General features: G+C 64.1%; 21 protein-coding genes and 1 pseudogene. 5 read left to right on the top strand and 17 right to left on the bottom strand.

All coding sequences use genetic code 11. The annotated features are described in order from the left end of the window. Positions 1-12 precede the first annotated feature (12 nt). On the top strand, positions 13-921 hold the full coding sequence (locus FQ142_RS00430; RefSeq protein ID WP_262492003.1) for a metallophosphoesterase: 909 nt from the start codon (positions 13-15) through the stop codon (positions 919-921). Between the two features lie 143 nt (positions 922-1,064). On the opposite strand, the gene FQ142_RS00435 is transcribed toward FQ142_RS00430, so the two are convergent. From FQ142_RS00435 to FQ142_RS00490, 13 genes and pseudogenes are all read right to left on the bottom strand, one after another. Next, positions 1,065-1,892: a hypothetical protein gene (locus FQ142_RS00435; protein WP_149421786.1), complete on the bottom strand. Its 828-nt coding sequence runs from the start codon at positions 1,890-1,892 to the stop codon at positions 1,065-1,067. Beyond that, positions 1,889-2,467: a hypothetical protein gene (locus FQ142_RS00440; RefSeq protein ID WP_149421787.1), complete on the bottom strand. Its 579-nt coding sequence runs from the start codon at positions 2,465-2,467 to the stop codon at positions 1,889-1,891. Before FQ142_RS00440 ends, FQ142_RS00435 begins: the two co-directional genes overlap by 4 nt. 186 nt (positions 2,468-2,653) lie before the next feature. Further along, positions 2,654-3,091 (bottom strand): hypothetical protein, encoded by a 438-nt coding sequence (locus FQ142_RS00445; RefSeq protein WP_149421788.1) that lies wholly within the window; start codon positions 3,089-3,091, stop codon positions 2,654-2,656. After that, on the bottom strand, positions 3,088-3,702 hold the full coding sequence (locus tag FQ142_RS00450; protein WP_262492004.1) for an HAD family hydrolase: 615 nt from the start codon (positions 3,700-3,702) through the stop codon (positions 3,088-3,090). The genes FQ142_RS00445 and FQ142_RS00450 overlap by 4 nt, the downstream gene beginning before the upstream one ends. A gap of 24 nt (positions 3,703-3,726) precedes the next feature. Then, the gene (locus FQ142_RS00455; protein WP_149421789.1) at positions 3,727-4,758 is read right to left on the bottom strand and encodes a hypothetical protein; all 1,032 of its coding nucleotides are present in this window, start codon (positions 4,756-4,758) and stop codon (positions 3,727-3,729) included. A 7-nt stretch (positions 4,759-4,765) separates the two neighbouring features. Further along, entirely contained in the window at positions 4,766-5,089 is a 324-nt protein-coding gene (locus FQ142_RS00460) for a hypothetical protein (RefSeq protein ID WP_149421790.1), read from the bottom strand. Positions 5,090-5,143: 54 nt separating this feature from the next. Continuing rightward, positions 5,144-5,659, bottom strand: coding sequence for a hypothetical protein (locus tag FQ142_RS00465; RefSeq protein WP_149421791.1), 516 nt, complete (start codon positions 5,657-5,659; stop codon positions 5,144-5,146). Between the two features lie 111 nt (positions 5,660-5,770). After that, positions 5,771-6,856: a type I restriction endonuclease gene (locus FQ142_RS00470; RefSeq protein WP_149421792.1), complete on the bottom strand. Its 1,086-nt coding sequence runs from the start codon at positions 6,854-6,856 to the stop codon at positions 5,771-5,773. Between the two features lie 141 nt (positions 6,857-6,997). Next, a complete protein-coding gene (locus FQ142_RS00475; RefSeq protein WP_149421793.1) occupies positions 6,998-7,840 on the bottom strand; it encodes a hypothetical protein in 843 nt (280 codons plus the stop codon). Positions 7,841-8,140: 300 nt separating this feature from the next. Next, positions 8,141-8,635: a zinc-binding dehydrogenase gene (locus FQ142_RS17710; RefSeq protein WP_316501972.1), complete on the bottom strand. Its 495-nt coding sequence runs from the start codon at positions 8,633-8,635 to the stop codon at positions 8,141-8,143. A gap of 161 nt (positions 8,636-8,796) precedes the next feature. Beyond that, positions 8,797-8,967, bottom strand: a pseudogene (locus FQ142_RS17730) (alcohol dehydrogenase catalytic domain-containing protein); the annotation flags it as partial. A gap of 41 nt (positions 8,968-9,008) precedes the next feature. Beyond that, entirely contained in the window at positions 9,009-9,926 is a 918-nt protein-coding gene (locus FQ142_RS00485) for a hypothetical protein (RefSeq protein ID WP_149421794.1), read from the bottom strand. Between the two features lie 12 nt (positions 9,927-9,938). Further along, positions 9,939-14,822, bottom strand: coding sequence for a DEAD/DEAH box helicase (locus tag FQ142_RS00490; RefSeq protein WP_262492005.1), 4,884 nt, complete (start codon positions 14,820-14,822; stop codon positions 9,939-9,941). Between the two features lie 62 nt (positions 14,823-14,884). On the opposite strand from FQ142_RS00490, the gene FQ142_RS00495 reads away from it, so the two are divergent. The 4 genes from FQ142_RS00495 (at position 14,885) to FQ142_RS00510 (ending at position 17,601) form a co-directional block, all read left to right on the top strand. Then, the gene (locus tag FQ142_RS00495) at positions 14,885-15,379 is read left to right on the top strand and encodes a hypothetical protein (RefSeq protein WP_149421795.1); all 495 of its coding nucleotides are present in this window, start codon (positions 14,885-14,887) and stop codon (positions 15,377-15,379) included. Positions 15,380-15,789: 410 nt separating this feature from the next. Next, on the top strand, positions 15,790-16,791 hold the full coding sequence (locus FQ142_RS00500; protein WP_149421796.1) for an SDR family NAD(P)-dependent oxidoreductase: 1,002 nt from the start codon (positions 15,790-15,792) through the stop codon (positions 16,789-16,791). An 85-nt stretch (positions 16,792-16,876) separates the two neighbouring features. Beyond that, the gene (locus FQ142_RS00505; protein WP_149421797.1) at positions 16,877-17,188 is read left to right on the top strand and encodes a hypothetical protein; all 312 of its coding nucleotides are present in this window, start codon (positions 16,877-16,879) and stop codon (positions 17,186-17,188) included. A 32-nt stretch (positions 17,189-17,220) separates the two neighbouring features. Further along, complete coding sequence (locus FQ142_RS00510; protein WP_056414043.1) at positions 17,221-17,601, top strand: hypothetical protein; 381 nt, start codon at positions 17,221-17,223, stop codon at positions 17,599-17,601. A 10-nt stretch (positions 17,602-17,611) separates the two neighbouring features. On the opposite strand, the gene FQ142_RS00515 is transcribed toward FQ142_RS00510, so the two are convergent. The 4 genes from FQ142_RS00515 to FQ142_RS00530 form a co-directional block, all read right to left on the bottom strand. Next, a complete protein-coding gene (locus tag FQ142_RS00515) occupies positions 17,612-18,181 on the bottom strand; it encodes a TetR/AcrR family transcriptional regulator (protein ID WP_262492006.1) in 570 nt (189 codons plus the stop codon). 9 nt (positions 18,182-18,190) lie between these two features. Beyond that, a complete protein-coding gene (locus tag FQ142_RS00520) occupies positions 18,191-19,303 on the bottom strand; it encodes a sporulation-delaying protein SdpB family protein (RefSeq protein WP_056414046.1) in 1,113 nt (370 codons plus the stop codon). Next, complete coding sequence (locus FQ142_RS00525; RefSeq protein ID WP_082068788.1) at positions 19,300-19,851, bottom strand: SdpA family antimicrobial peptide system protein; 552 nt, start codon at positions 19,849-19,851, stop codon at positions 19,300-19,302. Before FQ142_RS00525 ends, FQ142_RS00520 begins: the two co-directional genes overlap by 4 nt. 65 nt (positions 19,852-19,916) lie before the next feature. Next, on the bottom strand, positions 19,917-20,582 hold the full coding sequence (locus tag FQ142_RS00530) for a hypothetical protein (protein ID WP_149421798.1): 666 nt from the start codon (positions 20,580-20,582) through the stop codon (positions 19,917-19,919). Positions 20,583-20,691: the final 109 nt, after the last annotated feature.

Consider the following 20,691-nt stretch of genomic DNA (forward strand, 5'->3'; position numbering starts at 1 on the left):
TCGCACACCTTCGTGCACATCTCCGATACGCACCTTCCCGGTGAACGCTCGCCGCTCTACGGCAGTGGGGCGGATGCCGATGCGAACCTGGCGTCTGTGCTGTCGCGTTTGGTTGACTCGGGGCTTCGTCCTGATGCTCTGCTGTTCACCGGAGATCTCGCCGATCGGGGTGATGCGTCGTCGTACCGGCGGTTGCGCGAGATGGTCGAGCCGGCGGTTGCTGCTCTGGGGTGCGAGGCCGTGTGGGCGATGGGCAACCACGACGAGCGTGCGGCGATGCGCGCGGAGCTGGGGCTAGCGGATGAAACGCCGGTTTCCGGTACCGTAGGTCGCTCTTCCGATGCTGGTGCCGGTTCGGCTCCTGTGGTCGAGGTGCGGTGGTTCGGTGGGATGCGGGTGATCGTGCTGGATTCGACGGTTCCCGGGCAGCACTGGGGGCGCGTCGATGAGGCGCAGCTGGAGTGGTTGGCGACCGAGCTGTCTGTGCCAGCGCCGGCGGGTTCGCTGCTGCTGATCCATCACCCTCCGCTGCCGACGGTGCTCGACCTTGCGGTGACCGTCGAACTGCGCGAGCAGGCGGCGCTGGCCGAGGTGCTGACGGGTTCTGACGTGCGCGGGATCCTCTCTGGCCACGTGCATCATCCGTCGTTCGGGACGTTCGCCGGTATCCCGGTGGCGGCCGCGTCGTCGAGCGCCTACGGCCAGGACCTCGCTCAGCCCGTCGGGGCGACCAGAGGGCAGGATGCCGCGCAGGGCTACAACCTCGTCCACGTCTACGACGGAACGATCGTGCACTCCGTCGTCGGCCTCGAGGTCGGCGCGGATGTCGGCGAGCCGGTCGCCGCCGACGAGGCCGGCCGCCGCATCGCCCAACGCGGCATCTCCTGGCGGACCCCCGCCCCCGCCCCACCCGCCCGTTGAGCGAGCGAAGCGAGACGAAACGCGCCCCCGCACATTGACCGGCGCCCCGCCCACCCGTTAAGTGGCTCCCCGCACGTTGAGCGAGCGAAGCGAGACGAAACGCCCCCGCCGAGGGAGCAGCCCGCACCCCCGCAACAACGCCCTCAAAGTTCAAACACCGCCCGAACCTCGGCGAGCGACCGCCCGTACACGAGCTCGGCGACGCGCGCCGCCAGGTCGGAGGTGACCTGCACGACGGTCGCCCCCTGAGACGTCCATCTCCCGCCGCGCTGCGTGAGGTCCAGGCCGGGGAGCACTTCCGCGTCCGGCAGCTCGGGGCGGCCTGCGGCGGTGCGAGCGGCAGCTCCCAGCATCCCGACGAGCCATGCTTCGCCGAGCGCGTGCGGACGGATCGACGCGCGCGGACCGCCTGGACCGACGAAGACCTGGAGCATGGTGTCTGCGCGGCGCACCGTCCAGGTGTCGCCGCGGAACGTGAAGGCGCAGGCGATGTCGGCGTGCAGGGTGACCTGGGCGCCGTAGCTCTCGATGGCCGCGATGCTCTCGGCGCTCAGCAGCTTCGCCGAGATCTCCCGCTCGCGGCGCCGGAGTTCGGTCGCGTACTTCTCTCGCGCGATCGGTGCGTACGCCGCTTCGAGGTCGTAGCGGTGCGCGGGGGCGCCCTGGGCGAGACGATCGAACAGCCATGCGGGATCGATCTGCACGAAGTATCGGAAGTAGATGTCGGCGGGCCCGTGGTCGAGCGCGCGGTCAGCTATGAGCATCCGCACGCCGTGATCGACAGACCACACGGCGGCCACCTCACCATCGACCACGACCACCCATGACCAGCCTTCCGCTCTGATCTCGGGCGAGCTCTTCTCGATGGCAGCGCTGAGCATCGTGCCGTCGGGAACGGACAACGTCGCGGCGTGTGAGACGGCGTCGTCGCCCATGGCGACGCTGTCGCGATCGACTCGGAGTTCGATCATGCGCCGCTCCCATCCGCGCCCACCGGCCACGTCCAGTCGATCTCGACCTCCTGGACCTGCTTCGCCATACGACGCCGGCGTGACGCGGCGCGCTTCGTGTTCGCGTTGGTCCGGTCGGGCCATCGCCAATCGGCCGGGAACATATGCAGAGAGAGCGTCGTCGCGCCCGCGACCTGCGGATCGGCGGCCCGCACGAGTGTGAAGGCGTAGTCGCTGACCCTCCACACAGCGCGCGGAAGGGAAATCCGCGGGTCGCGGCTCAGCCTCGCGCCATACCCGTCGTCGGGGTCGAGAGGTGATTCGGCGTGGAATCCGCCGCCGCCGAAGTAGTGCACGAAGTCCATCTCGAGTGATCGGTGGAGCGCCGTCATCTTCTCCTGCGCGTCGTCGGAGCCGTCGGAGCGCGCGAGCGGAAAGATGGTCAGCAGGCCGTTCTCCACTGCCCACGGACTGATCTCGCGCCACTCGACGTCGATACGGATCCGTCCGTCGTCTCCCCGCCGTTCCCCACGCCGGAAGCGGCCCACCTCCTCGACGATCGCGAGACCGTCCCCGAGTTGCACAAAGCTCTCCATGTCTCCAGCATGCCGTGACCGACGACGAGACCGCCCGTTGGGCGCTACCCCCGCCCGTTGAGCGATCCGCTCCACCCCCGCCCGTTGAGCGAGCGAAGCGAGACGAAACGCCCAACCCACGCCCTCGCCCGTTGAGCGCGGAGCGCTAACCCCGCCCGTTGAGCGAGCGAAGCGAGACGAAACGCCTCAGCGGCTGACGGTGATGTCGACGACGTACGCGGCACAGGAGCCGGAGTCCTCGTCACACTCGTCGTATGGGCTCCCGCTGACCACGACGGAGGCTGCTCCGTCAGGAAAAGACTCGGGCACGGTGATCTCGGTCGAGAAGCTCCCGTCTCGCTCCACCGGAACGTCGACGTCGTCAGACTGCTCGCCCGATGACGAGACCACGGCGATCGAGTACGAAGCTCCATTCTCGTAACCGAGATCGCACTCGGCCGCCGCGCTCCGGACCGTCAGAGACTCGCCTGGAGCGACATCTGCGGACGAGACATCCAAAGGTGCAGGCAGACACCGGTCGGGTTCGGGCGCGCAGGCGGTCAGTGTGGTCGCGGTCAGCATGGCGATCGACGCCGCCAGGCCGAGCAGGAGCACCCTCGGCCCCGGAGTCCTTGGAGCCTTCACCCGGAGACCTCCTCGTCGACAAAAACGTTCGCCGCCCGCAACGCCGAGCGAAGGCCAGCTACACCGTCGAAAAGGTGAGTCGGCATCCCGAGCCGCTCAGCCCCGGCGAGCTTGCTGGCCGAGTCATCGGTGAAGAGCACCTCGTTCGGGGCGAGCTGCATCGCATCGAGGACGTGCTGGAACGCCCGAGCGTCGGGTTTCGTCCAGCCGATCTCTGCAGAGTTGAAGACAGCTTCGAAGTGGGCGTCGAGGTTCATCGCGGCGGCTTCTGCCTGGATCGTGTCCGTGCCGTTCGTGAGGATGGCGGTGCGGATGCCGTTCGCTCGCAGTTCGTCGGCGAGGTCGAGGGCCTGCTTGTCGACATGAAACGACTGGCTGCCCCACTCCTCGGCGGCTGCGGCGTTGCCGAGCTCCACGCCGATCCGCTCGACCCAGTCACGGCGAGAGATCCTTCCCGTCGTCACCTCTTCGAGATGGTGTGGAGCGAAGGCGATGGCCTGGATCAAACCTGGTTCGAGTTCGTGAACGCTCTCGATGCTCGCGACGTTCTCGGGGTCGAAGTGACGGACGACGCCGTCGAGGTCGAAGAGCACGGCGCGGATCAGAGGCATCGGATCACGATAGCGGGGTCGGAACTACCGCCGCGTAAACCCGCGGAAGGCAACAGTGACCGCGGAGAGGATCCCGACCAGTGCGCCGATCACCGCCCACCTCTCCGATCGCTTCGCGCCGGCCGTGATCGCCTGGAGCTGCGTCGGAACTGTGCTGAGCGCAGTCTGGCGTGCAACATGCTCTTCCACCCGTCTGCCCGCATCCCGGAACTCCGCCTCGCACAAGGGGAGGAATGACCGTGCGATCGCAAGGCGCCGAACTCCCACGACAATGATTCCGGCCCAGTAGACGATAAGGGAGAGCACGCCGGCCAGGATCACGCCCACTCCCCAGAGCGGGGACGTTTCGGGCCAGCCTGAGATAAATGAGGCGGTGGCGACCGCCGCCAGCGGTACCAGCAGAATGTAGAGCGGCCACCCGAAACGCCAGGGAGCGGTGCGCAGCGTGGCCCAGACGACTCCTGTGCGCCACACCACACCGAAGGCACGCAGAAATGGCAGTGCTGCGTCCTCCGTCACGTCTTCCAACGCTGTGTTCATGAGGGGCGACTCCGCCTTGGCGGGCCATCCCATCGAGTACGCCGCATTCCTCTTCGTCCAGTTCTTGAGCGCGGTACGTAGCCGTGAGATCCGAACGGGCGCATCTTCTTCCATACCGGTGATCGATTTCGCGGCGAGATAGATGCGTTGTGGATGCTGCGCGAGCTTCTCCGTCGACAGCTCGCCCCTCATCAGAGGTTGCAGGAGGATGACGAGGATCACCAATGCGACCATCAGGAAGCCGAAGCTTGCACCGATGTTGTCCTCGCCCTTGCCTCTGAGTGCGTCGTAGGCGTAGGTCGCGGAGACGCTCACGAGAAGTCCAGTGACGAGGGCCGCGATCGCGGGAGCGACGATCGATCTGAAGTCATTCTCCGAGGAGCGCACAGCCGCGAACGACTGCGCACTCTCGGGCACATTCGACCTGTATGTGATGAGGTTCACAGCCCCGAGAACCAGAAGGAATCCCTCGCAGACGATCACCCATGCCCAACCGACAGCAATCAGTTCGTTCATGCGAGCCTCAGCCGATGACCGTCTGGATCTGGCCGGCCAGCTTCTCGACGGCCTTCTTGTTCTTCATGCCGTCCATAAGTGCAGGCGGCCGATTGTGGTGCACGTCGAGCGACAGCTGTACCTCGGAGCCGGATGCCGCAGGTGTGACGATTGAGCGGCCGAGCAGCTCCCAGTTGAGAAGCGTCTTCTTCGTTTGGAAGTCGATAGTGCAGCCATCGGGTGCCTGTCCGAGCACTGTGGACTTATTGGTGGCGAGTACTTGCTGGATCGCCGCGACTGTGGTCGCGGCGTCAGCGTTCGAGTGGAAAGTGGTGGTTGCAACAGAAGACATCGTGATCCCCCTCCGGTCATGGTGTGTCGTTCACGTTAGCGAAGCAGATTCGGCTCAGTCGTCCGGCGAACGAAGCCCCTGAAGCCTGTGAGCAGCGCGGGCGTACGCCTCCGGCCCCGACAGCATGGGAGCAGGAACGCGAACGATGCGGTATCCCATCACGGGGGCTACGAGGTCTCTCAGGAGGTCGTTGTACGCACGTTGCCGTGATCTTCCGTGCGGGCCTGGAAAGCCCTTCGCTGCCTTGGTCGCGCGATACCGGTCGGCCACTGAGCTCCACTCCTCGCACAGCCCGAGGTACTCGTCGGACTGGTCGCCCGGGGAGCTCGGGCGCTCTCGAATCGTCAATGCGCGAAAGGAAGTGAAGTGCTGCACCTCGTCCACCTCGACCATGGTCTTCGAGTCCGTATGGAAGAGGTCGTTGGGGAGCGTGCGGAGCTGCTTCGAACGTTGCTCGCGTTCATCGCCGCCGAGTTCCTCGAAGACCCGCTGCAGCACCCCGGCCACAGACGCGGCCTGAGGCGGAAGAGCGAAATGGCCGTGAGTGTTCAGCCAGGCGACCCGGGTCATTCTGATCAGCAGCGCACCGTCTGCGCGTGCGGATGCAGCAACGGCCGCTTCGACGTCTCCCACAGGCATTCCGGATCCCCCCCTCGCGTGCCCTCCACAGGGCGGATTCACTCAGTCTTTGTAGCGACGCACGGCTTCTCTGATCGCGTCTGCGTGCGCGTAGATCTCGTCGAGTTCCTCGAGCGGATGCCGCGTCTCGACCTTCGCCTCATCGAGCAGACCGAGGTACTTCTGCTTGCCGTTGAAGTGCAGGCGCGCGACCGGCTTGCGGTTGTTGTCGTCGAGGAGCACGGCGAAGTAGCTCTTCGCATCACGGTGGGTCACGCGCTGCGGCTTGACCTCACCGCACGCGATCGCTTTCACGATCTGGTAGCCCTCGAGCTCTTCCAGAGTCGTCTCAATTTCTGTATCCCGATCGAGGTCGGCTTCGACCACCTCGGCGCTCGTCGCCGCCGCAGGAGCTTCGGTGTGGGTGATCCCGCTGACCCCGAGTGCCGTCTTCAGCCGATCGTTGACCCGCTCGTTGAGGAACTGCTGCGCGGCCTTACTCACCAGGGTTGTGAACTGCTGACGAACCTTCTGGGTGTAGGAGCCTTCGTAGACCCGCGTCGCGAAGAACTTGATCCACTCGTCGGTCGGCTCGCGGAATTGCCCTGCGATCTCACGCTTGAGCGCACCGATGTACTTGAGCTCCTCCGCGGCGCTGATGATCGAGTCCAGGTCGAAGCTCTCCTTGCTGAGCTTCTGGATCTCGTTGATGAGGGTCTCGTCGATGTCGAGCAGATCGAGAACGAGGAAGGGCTTGGCATCCATGCGGTTAGGCGCGTCGAGGTCGGTGTAGAAGTGCCAGACGACCCCGTTGGTCAGGACGGCGATGCGGGCATTGGTGACCGCGAAGTAGCGGAAGAGCTGTGATGCGTGCTCGATCTTGAGCGCACCCATCGACGGCTTGCACTCGATGAGGATCTGCACCTCTCCCTCGCGCATGATGGCGTAGTCGACCTTCTCGCCCTTCTTGGTCCCGACATCCGCCGTGAACTCAGGGACGACCTCCAGCGGGTCGAACACGTCGTACCCGAGGATCGTGGAGATGAACGGCATGACGAACGCGTTCTTCGTCGCTTCCTCCGTCCCGATCGCCGTTGCCTGGTTTCTCACCTTGGTCGCCAGCGAATCGAGACGCTCCGAGAACTCCATCGTTACTCCGTTCTTCGTTGAACACGCATTCATCCAGACGATAGCGGAATATCGCATGTCGACGCATGGAACTCGCTTGGCAGAGTGCGCATGCGAGCCGACCTAGCCTTTGAGACGCGAACGTTCCGGTCCGCCTGCGTGCTACCTCTCGCGGCGGTCGCGTCGAGTCAACGCGCGACCAACAAGAACAGCGCCCACGAAGGTGACCAGCGTTCTGAGACGTGGCATGTAACGAGCAGCTGTCCGGGCTTGAGCAACTGGGCGAGCAACGGCGGGAGCGCGTTGCAGTTCAACGCGGAGTGCTAGACGGTCAGACCATAGCTGCAGCCCCATCCCAAGGAGGGCGCTTAGTGCAATCGTCGAGCTTGCGAACGAGACATTGATCCACTGCTGCCGATCGGGAATGGTGAAGACCATGCCTTCCCGCAACGGCCCTACCGCGGTCGTTCCCCCGAGGTAGGTAACGAAGCTCTCTCCGGCTTCTGGGCTTTCAGCGTGATCGACCGACCCCGTCACGAGCGCCCAGGCCCGCGGGGTGTTCAGCGAAACGCGGTCGTACTTAACTTGAATCGGAACGCGATCAAGTTCGGGCATTCCAATCAGGAGCGCCGTAGGCCGTACGGCTACTTGGGCATTCGCCAACGTCTCGATGGATGCCTTGCGAGCGCACTCGATTCCACTGACTCGCATCTTGCCGGTCACAACGAACTCCGCTCGCTTCACCGTTGAGAGCGTCGGCGCAGGCTGATTCGGTAGCCGACGCTCGCTAACCTCCTCAAGCTCGCGCGAGCCCAACGCGCCCGCCGAAGCCCATTCGTAGGACCCAGGGAAATCGGGCACGTCTTCAGAACGCGAATCAAGGTTGGGAGTGGTGAAGACGTTGCAGTTCCATTCCTCCGGCCCGCCTGACCAACCGACGAGAACGTCCGAGATGGTGGCCCACCCGTCGCCCTCAGCGATGTAGATGGCTACCGCCTCACCCATAGCCCCATCGCTCCCAGCGTTCACGTCATGCGTGATCCGCATCTCGCTAGCGGCCGGCACAGCAGTACTGAATCTAACCGTGAGTCTCGACGGGTCACTCGACGGTGAAGGTTGAGGGAGTACGAGTTGACCGATCGATAGAGCGAGGAGCGCGACAGTGATGGCTGTCATCGCAAGAAGGGGGATCGACCTCAGCTGCCTGAGACCGGTTAATCTTCGGCGCATGGACGCTCTCGCTCGATGGGGAGGGGTCTTGGGTTTCGTAGCCACGATACCGAACTCGCTGGCCCTCCTTCTTCATCATGGCAGGACGATAACCTTGCCTGGGATCCCTTCCTCAGCCGCCTCCGCGTGCAGCGCCGGAAGCTCCGTCAGCGGAATGCGCCGCGTGACCTCGAGCGCAAGCACGCCCTCGTCGACCAAAGACACCAGCTCGGCCAGCTTCTCCGCGTCACTCCGCACGAACACGACCACTGACCGCACACCACGGTCAGCATCATCGGGTGACGGCATCCAGGCGGTGGTGCTCACGACGACTCCCCCGTCACGCACGAGTCCGGCCAGGGCGGTGAACTCGTCGGGCTCGATGGGAGCCAGGTTGAGCAATAGGTCGACCTGCTCAGTGACGGCATCGAGAACCTCCGTCTCGGTGTGATCGATGATCTCGTCGGCACCTGCCGCGCGAACCGTCCCCGCACTCCGCGGGCTGGCCGTCGCGATGACGTACGCACCCGTGCGCTTCGCCAGGGCGATCGCGTATTTGCCGACGACTCCGCCAGCGCCGACGATGAGCACTCGCTGCCCTGCCTAGAGGCCGCCGTCGTCGAAAAGCGCCTGACACGTGCAGTGAGCGCCACCGACGGGAGCGCTGCTGCATCCGCGAGGGGCACGCTGGTCGGTGCGGCGACGAGCGCATCCGCCGGAGCGAGGACGTACTCCGCCGCTCCGCCGTCGGTCGCCATCGACAGGAAGGCGATCACCGCGTCGCCGACCGCGAAGCCGTCGACGTCGTCGCCGAGGGCGTTGATCGTTCCTGAGACGTCGTAGCCGGTAACGTGCGGGAACACGACCGGGATCGGCAAGAATCCGGTGCACACGCCGTTGCAAGTACATCCGGCTCGGTTCACGCGTAGAGGCGACCGGCGCGTTCACAAGGTGTTGTGAGGCCTCACCCCTGTTGAGCACCCAACTCGTCCGCGGCGCGTTGCGTGCCGCTCGACAGTCGCAAGATGATTGCTCCGACAACATGGACGGTGAACCACGCGTCTTCGGACGTCGCTTCGTCCGCGTTGTGCGCATCGCCGGTGTTGCTGCGATCGGCGGACACCCAACGACATGCCTTCTCGATCGTCTGAAGCATCGGGACGTCGTGAGACGCGATTATCCCCTTCTTGCGCGCCGACGTGGTCAGGTCTCCAAGCTGGTTCCCTTCAGCACCAAGATGTGACAGAGCTTCCTGCAAGGCGGTCCCCGCGTCGGTAATCGCGTTGGCTGCCTCACCGCGTGAAAGCTGCGAGAGCGCGGCTTGGTAGCTCTTCTCCACCCGCTCCCAGCCCTGAAGGGCGATGAGCTGGAGCGCCGGTCGAACGACTTCAGCGTGAAGCTCGCGAGACGAAAATGGAACCATTTCCCCGTCGATGAACTCGAAGGCGATCCGATCCTCCGCAAGCACCCGATTGATCGCACTAACGAGAAGTGCGTCGATCGGAATGAGATGCTCCTGCGGAGGAACACCGCGGGAGAACTCCTGCCGTTGAGCGTTATTTTCGAAGCTCCGCGCATACCCCTGACCGAATGCCTCAATCACGGAGGGCACCATCTCGTCATCGCACTCCCCGAGGTAGCGGAAGAACTGCTGCGTGGGGTCGCCAATCGGGTAGAGAGCGAGACGTCCCAGATCCGCCAGGAGCACCTCTACAGCAGCGTCTGCGACGTCATAGAAGCCACCACCGACTCCACTTCGCATCACGAGCTGCACGCGATTTCGCGTCTCCTCTGCGAATGACTCCGTCCAGAAGGACTCGCCCTGCTGCTCGCGCTCTTCGATCGCTCGAAGCTGCTTCCGCCGGTTATAGAGAGGAGGCACTTACTCATTCCTTCAGTTGTCGGAGTCCAGCGACGGCAGCCCGTTCGTGATCCGTACCGTCTCGACGCTCACCGTTGTAATCCGTTTGATGAGGTCCAGAATGTACCGCGGGTCATCATGCTCGTCGCCCCATGCGTTCGGATCGTTGACGATGCCAGAAGCCTTGTCTGTCTTGACCTGATACCGCTCAATGATCCAGTCCAACGCCGAGCGCGATCCGAGTAGATACTCTTGCGCCTCCTCGGGGATACCGCTCAGAGTGATGCCGTCGTTGTAGATGATCGACGTCTTGTTCTCCTGACGGCCTTCCTTCGCGTACCGCATCTTGGTGACGCGCAGTGAGGCGTTGGGCGTGACGTCCTCGATGAGCGGGTACCGCTCGATCGTCTCGTAGTTCAGGTGAAGCTCGGAGAGCGCGCGTCCCGCCTTGGAGAACTCCTTGAACGCCGTCACCTTCGGGATGCGCGGGAGCATCTTCTTGAGGTCAGCCTCGAACTCGGCACGGTACTCGCGCGAGTGCAGCAGGCCGTAGACGTAGAAGAAGATGTCATCTTTGGTGACCCCTTTGCCGAATGACTCCTGATAATCGGTCAGAATCTCGTCTGTGACGTTGTCGATGCGCTCGAACCCAGGCGCCTCTGGAGCTAGGAGCTTGCCGTCGATCTCATCGAAGATACCGAGCGTGCCGTCCGCCGGGAAGAGCGTCGACGGGTCATTTTCGATCGGGCGATAGGTGTAGCGAGGGAAGAACTGCCCAGTATCGAGTGTGTGCAGGTCGGGAACTACGTCGACCATCAGCGCAGCAAACTCGGGGTAGTGCGTCGACGGCGAGGTGAGGTAAATGCCGAGGTTGCTAGACGTGCGATGCGGGAAGACGCGTCCGAGCTTGCCTTGGGTGCTGCTCAGCGCAGGATCAAAGCAAGCAGCAACCTTCGAGAAGGGTCGATAGAGAGCTGTCCGCAGCATGGTGTCGTCGTCGAGTTCGATGTGCCTTCCGCTGCGGAGGCGAGCCAACAGATCGCGGCTCCAATTGATTCGCGTCGCATCCGAAGTCACGAAGTCGCGTGGATTGTCCGTCTGCGTGGACGCCAGCCACCCGTCCACTTCTGCGTTGTAGTTGCGGACCATCCGTGCGATGTTGTCTCGCATCCGCCGACCCGAGTAGTTGTACGCCCACGCGTCTCTGGACGTCACCAGACCGTGAGTAACGTCTCGGAACACTGACTTTGACCGCGCAGCCTTCTCACTCAGCGGCGTGAAAGACGCGAACGCATCGCTCCTCTGAGCGAGCCAGTCACCTTCCTTCGAGGGCTTCACCTCGGTCCAGGGCACGCCATCGAGCGAGCGTAGACGCCGGAGGCTGTCCAGCTTCTGCGGTGCGGTGAGATAGTCGCCGATGTCGTAGTAGCGCAGCTCACCTGGGGTTCCCCGATTGGGGTTCTTCACGAAGAAGGACACGGCAATGGTCGCTCGTGACCCGGAACCAAATACCTTCCCGCCCTCACGACGTGACTTCTCTCCAGATGTACGCTGATTCCCACGCAAATTGAGGATGTAGACGCTGGTGAACTCGTCAATCAGGCTGAGACGCAGTCCATCGGCGGTGTTGTCATCGATGTACCCGCCGTTCGAAACGTAGGCGACAACGCCCTCATCTCCGATGCGATCCGATGCCCAACGGATCGCTCGGATGTAGGAGTCATAGAGCTTGTACTTCAGCGTTGCGGTCGAGCGCTTCGCGTAGGTGTCACGCACTCTCCCGTCGAGAGTCGGGTACACGTTGTTCTTGTTCGCATCGTTCTCGGACTTTTGCGCCGCTGAGTAGGGCGGGTTGCCGATGATGACGCGGATGTCTCGCTCCTTCTGAGCAATCACCCGATCGTTGTTCGCCTGGAAGATGCCCATGTCGTCGAGTTCGTCGTCGTCCTCGAACATCTGGAACGTATCGGTGAGGACGATGCCATCGAACGGCACGTAATTGCCGCCCTGGAGCGCGTGATAGGTCTCTTCGATGTTGATCGCCGCAACGTAGTACGCGAGCAACACGATTTCATTCGCGTGAAGCTCGTATCGATACTTCCGCACGAGATCGTGGGGCTTGATAAGACCTGACTGCAGCAACCGCACGATGAATGTGCCGGTGCCGGTGAACGGGTCGAGGATGTGGATACCTTCGTCCGACAGCGTCGCACCGAACTCGTCCTTGAGGATATCGTTGACGCTGTGGATGATGAAGTCCACGATCTCATTCGGTGTATAGACGATGCCGAGTTTCTCGCTGGTCTTAGAGAACGCAGTCGCGAAGAACTTCTCGTACAGCTCCTTGACGATCGTCTGCTTCGCGGCGGCATCATCGATGCCCGCTGCGCGCAGACGAACCGACTCGTAGAAGGACTCCAATTTCGCTGTCTCGCTCTCAAGGTTCTCACCATCGAGCACATCGACCATCGCGTTCATCACCTGCGAGACGGGGTTGTTCTCAGAGAACGCGTACCCCTCGAACAGCGCATCGAAGACAGGTTGTGTGATGAGATGTTGCGACAACATCTGCACCGCGTCGTCGTGCGAGATCTCGGGATTCAGGTTAAGTCGCAGACCTTCGGTGAACGCCTCGAACTCGTCGCGAATGAGCTTGTTGTCGCCATTGACGAGCGCGTTGATTCGTTCGGAGTGGGCCTGCGCGATCTCCCCGACATCCTTCGCCCAGTTCTCCCAGTAGCGACGCTGGCCGACCTTCTGCACGATCTTGGAGAGAATCGCGTCACGCCAGGCTTCGATCTTCGAGAAGTCAAGCTGCAGGGCGCCCTGCAGCTTGTCGGCACCATTGGTCGCCGAGTCCGCTTCGTCCTCGCTCTTGCCGCCGCCCGCGCCGATCACGTCGACCATGAGTCGGTTGGTCTTCTTGGTGAGGTCGATCTTGTTGACCTCGGCGTCGAAGCGCTCATCGTGCGCTCGGAGAGCCTGGAGTACCTGCCAGACGACCCGGTACTTGTCGTTGTTGTTCAGCGCTTCGTCGGGTTCAACGCCACCGGGGATCGCGATCGGGAGGATCACGTACCCGAATTTCTTCCCCGCCATCTTGCGCATTACGCGACCGACCGACTGCACGACGTCGACCACGCTCTTGCGGGGGTTCATGAACATCACCGCGTCGAGCGCGGGGACATCGACGCCCTCCGAGAGGCACTTCGCGTTCGAGAGGATGCGAACGGTCCTCTCTGGGGACGGCTCCTTGAGCCAGTCGAGCTTATCGTTACGCACGAGCATCGACTGTGTTCCGTCAACGTGCCGCGCTTCGGCGTGGAGCAGCCGGGAGGTGTCCTCGCCCGAGGCTTCGATGCGTTCGATCTCACCCTCAACGACTTGCTGGAATGCGTCGGAGAGCTTGCGAGAGGTCGCGATGTCCTTCGCGAACATGACCGCGCGCTGCATCGGTGATGGATCGTCTTCGTACTCGCCGGGGATCACTGAGCGCTTGGAGAGACCATTCCACGTTCCAACGATCTTGGCGGTGTCCTCCATCGCGAGCTCGTAGCCGTCCCGCGACATCAACGACTGGAACTCACGCGCGACGAAGGACTCATCGACGGCGAGCACGAGCACCTTGTAGTCGGTGAGGCGTCCCATGTTCACCGCCTGCCCGAAACCGAGTCGGTGGAACTCGGGTCCGTAGACCGCTTCGTCATCCATGTCGGCGAGCTTCGCGCCGATCTCCCCCGCCTTCTTTCGGGTGCCATCCGAGAAGATGCGCGGCGTGGCGGTCATGTAGAGACGCTTCTTGCCCTGCACGAGGGCCTGGTCGTGCACCTTCATGAACGCCGACTCGTCGTCATCCGACATCGCAGCGCCGGTTGTCCGGTGCGCCTCGTCGCTGACGATCAGATCGAACTCGGGCAGCCCCAGCCCCTGCGCTTTCGAGATCACGGGGAGCGACTGGTATGTCGAGAATATGACCGTGAGCTTGCCCGACCCATCGCCCGAGGTGAATTGCTTGACGAGCGCCGATGCGTTCGTGGTTGCCGGGAAGGCAAGGTCAGTCACAGGGATGTCCTCTTCGGAGCGACGCTTGCCGACAGAAACGTCGGAGCACACCGCGAACGAGCGCATCGGCACCTCTGCCTGGATCGTCCACTCGTTGAGCGTCTGCGACAGCAGAGCGATCGACGGCGTCAAGAACAGGACGGTGCCGCCGAGGGGCACGACTCTCTCCGCGAGACGCAGCGACGTGAACGTCTTGCCGGTACCGCACGCCATGATGAGCTTGCCGCGATCGTGCTCCGCGAAACCGGTGATCACGTCGTCGATCGCGACGGACTGGTAGTCGAACGGCGCCTTGAGGCGCTTCTTCTCTAGCTTGGTCGGCTCGTTCCAGACGAACTGCGACCAGTCGATGGAGGAATCGTCGAGATCCTGCACGCGCAGCCGCTCAACGGGGATCGACTGCCCCGAGATCGCGTCTTCGGCGTTCTTTCCCCAAGTATCGGAAGTCGAAATCACAAGGCGCGCCGCAAACTCGGGCGTGTAGTCCACGGTCATCTTCCCGGACGCCGAGAGGAAAGAGTCGAGCATCGGCTTCGTCACGGTTGTCATCGGCGCGAAAAACTTGCACTGGATAGCTGTCAGTTCGCCTGTGTCGCGGTTACGGGCAACGAGATCAACTCCCGTGTCGACACGGTGCCCGCGCTCGGGATACTCCGACCAGCGCCACACCTCGTCGTACAACTCCGCATACTGCGGCTCGGTCCTAAGGAACGCCTGCATCAATCGCTCGAAGTGCGAGCCCTTGTCGTGCTGGTCGAAAGCTACTTTCCGGTACTGCTCAAGAACATCGTGGATGCTACTAACGTGCACGTCGTCGTTCGTCACAGGTACGCTCAATTCGTCCGGGGAAGCCACGTAGCTCAATCTATCGAGTGGATCAGACCGCGCCTGATTGATCCGTCGGTTAGTCTGCGAACGTGTCAGACGATCTCACCGCGCTCAACGCGAGGCAGCTTCTTGCGCGGATCGAGGATGCACTCGGCGAATTGCTCAAAAGGGGGATCGTCCGCAGCCGAAACGCACCACTTGGCGACGTCGCGGAGCGGATCGTCTGGCTCGCTCGCGGTGGCACGCTGGAGCGCAATTCGACTAAGTCTCACGACGTCACCACCGACGCGGGCGAGCGGATCCAGGTCAAAGCTCGGATCATGAAGGGCAACGGAGGCAAATTTAGCTCGTTTCGGTCGTTCGAGTTCACCACTGCGATCTTCCTATCCTTCGATCCTGCAACGCTCGACATCGACTACGCGCGCGAGCTCCGGAGCGAAGAAGCCACAGGCAATGGGGCAAGAAGCGGATGGACGAATGCGACGACACTGACCGGCGGTCGCGTAAAGCGTCTGGGAACGGATGTGACCGAGGAGATGCGCGCCGCATACGCGCGACTCGACGAGCCCATCCCACCCGGCTAGCGAGGCATTCGACGACGCCAGACAGTGCCTTGCAGCGGAACGGAATGACGTCGTCACGCCGCATCCGTTTGCCCCACCACCCCTGTCATGGTCGAACTCCCGACGGCGGTCATCCGTCCAGTCTTCCCGAACGTTTCCAATCGCCTTGTGAGCGCCGCGGCCCTCTCCAACCTTCTCGTAGTGCAGGCGAGGCGACCCCGCCCAGCATGGCCGGCGACACGCGGAGCGATCGTGGCATGCCCGTCGAGTCAGTGGCAACAGGCCAGGGATGCGCGGAAAAGCTACCGACGTCCTTCTCGTTTAAAACTCTTCTCCGCTGCATCATTCATGTGCATCCGTGACACGCGGCCTACACTGTTCAATAAGTAGACGCACCGTTGCGTAACCCCGAAGCCTCAAGGAGCTCCACCATGGCCCTCACCGCACACTCCACCATCGGCGACTGGCTGAACGACCCGACCGGCGGGCCGCTCATCCGCGCACTCTTCGAGCAGACGGGCGCTGACCCCGAACTCCTCACCCCCGTGCTCGGACTGCCGCTGCAGCAGCTCGTCGCGATGAGCCAGGGAGCATTGCCGCAGTCAGTCGTCGACGACCTCGTGCGCGCAGCCAACGGCGGCGAGATCCCCGAGGCCGATGAGTCCGAAGGCTGGAACGAGAAGCCCACCGGTGGACGCTTCGCCGGCAAGACCGTGATCGTCACGGGCGCAGCATCCGGAATCGGCAAGGCCACAGCATCCCGCATCGCCCGTGAAGGCGGACGCGTCATCGCCTCCGATATCGCCGCCGACAAACTCGACGCCCTGAAGGCCGAGCTGCCGGATGCCGACATCACCACCGTCGCCGGCGACCTCACGAAGCAGGACGCGATCGACGCCGTCATCGCCGCCGCGGGCGACCGCATCGACGCTCTTGCGAACGTCGCCGGCATCAACGACGACTTCTCCCCCGCGGGCGAGACGACGGATGCCGTCTGGGACCGCGTCATCGCCATCAACCTCACCGCGCCGTTCAAGCTCATGCGCGCGGTGCTGCCGATCATGGAGAAGGCCGGCCGCGGCTCGATCCTCAACGTCTCGAGCGAAGCGGGCCTGCGCGGCAACGCGTCGGGCAACGCCTACACGGCCAGCAAGCACGGCATCATCGGCGTCACGAAGTCCGCGGCGTTCATGTACGGACCGAAGGGCATCCGCGTGAACTCCGTCGCACCGGGCGGCGTCGCCACCGGCATCCCGATGCCCCCGAACATGTCGGAGTACGGCTCCGGCCGCCTGGCCCCGTTCCAGCAGGCGATCCCGACGGTCGCCACCGCCGAGCACCTCGCCGCATCGATCACGTTCCTGCTCTCGGACGACGCCGTGAACATCAACGGTGCCGTGCTGGCATCCGATGGTGGATGGTCGGTGCAGTAAGCACCCCACACTCACGCCCCTGCCGTCCCGAACGGCAGGGGCGTACTCATTTCGCCGACGGCTGCCCCGATGACAGACTGACCCCATGCCCACTCGTCCCGAGATCGTCTGCATCTGCGGCTCCATGCAGTTCGCCGAGGACATGCGAATCGTCAGCCAGTCGCTGACCCTCGCGGGCATCATCGTGCTCATGCCCACCGAGATCGATAGACCGATCACCGACGAGCAGAAGGCCGCACTCGGCGAGCTGCACCTGCGGCGGATCGACCTGGCCGATCGGGTCATGGTGGTCAACCGAGGCGAGGACTACGGCGAATCGACGCTCCGAGAGAGCGCCTACGCAGAAGCCGCGGGCAAGCCCGTGACTTTCGTCGGCCCCGCCTGGGGCTGGCAATAGTCCTCACATCTCCCCCGCCTACAGTGGCACGCATGAAGAAGCTCCCCGCGCTCGCGACACTGGCCGTCGGCATCCTGCTGCTCTCCGGATGCTCTCAGGCGTCGACCATTGCGGCGTGCGGTCAGGTCGCGGCTCAGGCCGTGCAGGTGAGCGGTGTGATCGAGAGCTTCAGTTCGCCGACGCCCGAGGCCGCGCAGGCGGCTCTCGCCGAGGTGAAGACGGTCGCCGAGAAGATCCGCGGCATCGATGGTCCCGCGGAGTTCGTCACGCTCCGCGACTCGTGGGCGACGAGCATCGACGCGTTCGCCGCCGAGGGCGAGAAGGCGATCGCCGGTGACGTCAGCGGTGTAGATGCCGCATCCACCCAGCTGCGCACGGCGACCGACGCGATCGTCGCCTACTGCACGCCGTAGACCACCGCCGCTACGCGGCGATCCCCCGCAGCAGCCGCGTCACGGTCTCGTCCACGCGCTCGGAACTCAACGGCTGACCGATGAGCGCGGAGTACGACGCCATGGCGATGAGCTGGTCGGCGATGGCGTCGGCATCCACATCGGCACGGATCTCTCCCGCCGACTGTCCACGCGCGATGCGCTCTGCGACCCACGAGCGGATCGGCGCCGCGAGTCGTTCGTTCAACGCGAGTCCGAGCTCATGGTCGGTCGCGGTGACCGCGATCAGCGCCCGGGCGAGCGCCACGCCCTCGGGCCGCTCCATGCCCGCGGACATCGCCGAGAACCACGCGTGCAGGTCGACGCGGATGTCGTCGCTCATCGCGACCACGGGGTCGGCGCCGGGCAGGTCCCCCTCGAGCAGCGCCTCGCCGAGGATCGCCGCCTTCGATGGCCACCAGCGGTAGATCGTCTGTTTCGCGACTCCGGCGGTCTCGGCCAGCCCCTCGATCGTCACGACCTCGTAGGTGCCGGCCACGACGGCAGCGCGCATCGCCTCGAGCACGGACCGGCGTGCGGCTTCACTACGAGGACGGGGCATGAGAACAGGCTATCGAGGGGGCGGGCCGCTGACCGCCTCGGCGGCGCCTGCGCTTCGGTGTATCGAGTCGCCGGATGGGGGAATCGCCAGCGAGTCCGTCGCTGACGCGGAAGGCGCACTCGCGGCCGACTGGCGCCCGGTGTCGCTGGGGGACGGGGCATGGGTCACGGGCGCCGAGCGCGATGATTCGCCATGCGGCTGCGTGTGAGACCGCATCCGTTTCGCTCGCGCAGGAAGAAGCGATCCGAATGTCGCTCCTTCGCTGTACGGCCGCGCGACCAGCGGGACTGCCAACAGGATGAGTGCCCCGAACATCGTGATCTGGAAGCTCCAGAGTCCGATGAAGACGATGATTCCCAGATGCAGGGCCGCACCCAGCAGCGCGACGGCGACCCGGAGTCGTCCTCGAAGCAGCGGAAGGGCCGCGAGCGCGATCTCCAGCGCCATCGTTCCCCACGTCAGCACGAAAAGGGCGAGTGGGATGGAGGTGACGAAGACGATGAGTTGCAGGAACAGTCCGCTCGACCCGAAGAACCCCTGGCCGATGTAATAGAGCGCTGTTCCTTCCGCCCATTCGGTCTGGAACAGCTTGCCCGCTCCGGAGTAGAAGTACAGGACGGCGACCTGCACCTTCGCCGCGACCAGGAAGACGACAGCAGCTCCGGTACGTACTCCGATCAGTCGCGTTCCGCGGCGACCGGGCATCCAGTGGTTCACCCGGGGATCGCCGAGGCAGATCGGTACCAGCAGGAGTGCGAGGATAGCGGCGATCTGGTCGCCACCCTCAGGAATCGAGATGCTGGAGGCGATACTGAACGCCACCCACGCGTGCAGCACGCTTGTCACCTGCGGCAGGAAGCCGCTGATGACGAGGATCAGCACGGCGATGCAGATGATGCGTCCGAACGCGAGGTCGTCGCGCACGAGGCAGAACAGTCCCGCTTGGTCGACGTGCGTGCAGAGCGGGTAGGTGCCGACGCCGCTCACCGGGCGGAAGAGGAAGTCCTCGCGAGTGAAGGCGACGGTGATCAGACCACCGAGTGCGACGAGCGAGCGCACGAGTCCGAGCAGCGGCGTCCATATGACCGGTTGCGGAAGGCGGATGCGGTCGATCGCGCTCAACAGGAGACCTCCGCATGCAATCCGCTCTGCGCGATCGATGTCTGCTCCGTGTGGTTGCGATACGCCCACGACACGGGGATGGACTGGACGATGACGACCTCGCCGCAGATCGTCGGGGAGGGGACGGCGTTGTCGAGCTTCACCGGTTCCGCCGCGATCAGCTCGTCCGAGCAGACGGCGAGATCCGGCGAGGAGCATTCGACCCAGGCGTCGGCGTTCTCGTCGCCGATGAGGAGGGCCGTCTCCACTCCTTGTGAGCGCCCCTCACGGCTCAGCCCGAAGGCGTTCTCCACTCTCGTGTTCGGGAAACCGGCGATGGATGTCAGCCCCGCGTCCGACACCTGATACGGCTCGACCTGCGGGTCGCGCGGGGACTTGGTGAAGAAAGACCAGCCCTGCGGGGCGACCGCCATGATGTTGGCCCGGTTCGCCTCCAGGCCGGGAAGGGAGAGGACAGTCTCGCCGATGGAGGCCAGACCGGAGTATGCGGCTGCGACCGCGACGACAGCGGTGGGAACGACCAGGTGTCGCACCTTCATGTGATTCATCGGAACTCTTTCGCGCCGGCTTGTGGGGCAGCCTGACGACTGCCCCACAAGCGATCTGCTGTGTATCAGTACGCGTCGAGCGTCTCGGTGAGTCCGACGATGCCCTTCTCGGTCTCGAGTCCGGTCGAGCCGGCCGCCGACCACGCGACGTTCTCCGTCCAGGCCAGGTTCATCTGCACCGCGAGGGTGAGAGCGTGCACGGCTCCGGCCGCTTCCGCGACGGCGACCCAGACGACGAAGACCGGAACGACCGCCATGGGCGTGACGTCACCGGGCGCGACGCGGGCGCCCTCTGACTCGTCCGCAAAGTTCAGCTCGTCTGAAACGGTGCTCAGTGCCTCGGCCGCGTCGACGAACTCCGCCTCGACTCGGAGGACATCACCTGACGTCATCTCGGTGTGGAAGTCCGCGAAGACGTCTGCATCCTTCGCCTCGAGGGCATCGAGCACCCCCTCGACCTTTGCGAGATCCGGCCCGAGCTCGCCGACGCTCTCGCGGAAAGCCGAGTACGCCGGGTCGCCGAGATCTGCGTCGAACTGCGCAGCCATGTCGCCGACACCGAAGTACATGGCGCTGAACAGGTCGCGTCCGCTGTCGGTCGCAGTGACGCCCTCCGACGCCGGTGCGATCTCAGCGGCGATGGCGGGCGGGGTCACAACTGCCGCGCCCAGGGCGACGGCCGCAGCCACTCCGATCGCGGCGGTCGTGCGCTTCTTCAATGTGATTGCCAAGAGCATCCTCCGATTTGTGTTTTTTGGCGCACTCGACTGTCCCGTGCGGGGTCGAGTGGTCGAGAGCCGCACGAGCGGCGTAAGTCATCCCGCGCGGCGGGAGGAGGCT

It is taken from the genome of Microbacterium sp. ANT_H45B, from assembly GCF_008369345.1.
Taxonomy (GTDB): domain Bacteria; phylum Actinomycetota; class Actinomycetes; order Actinomycetales; family Microbacteriaceae; genus Microbacterium.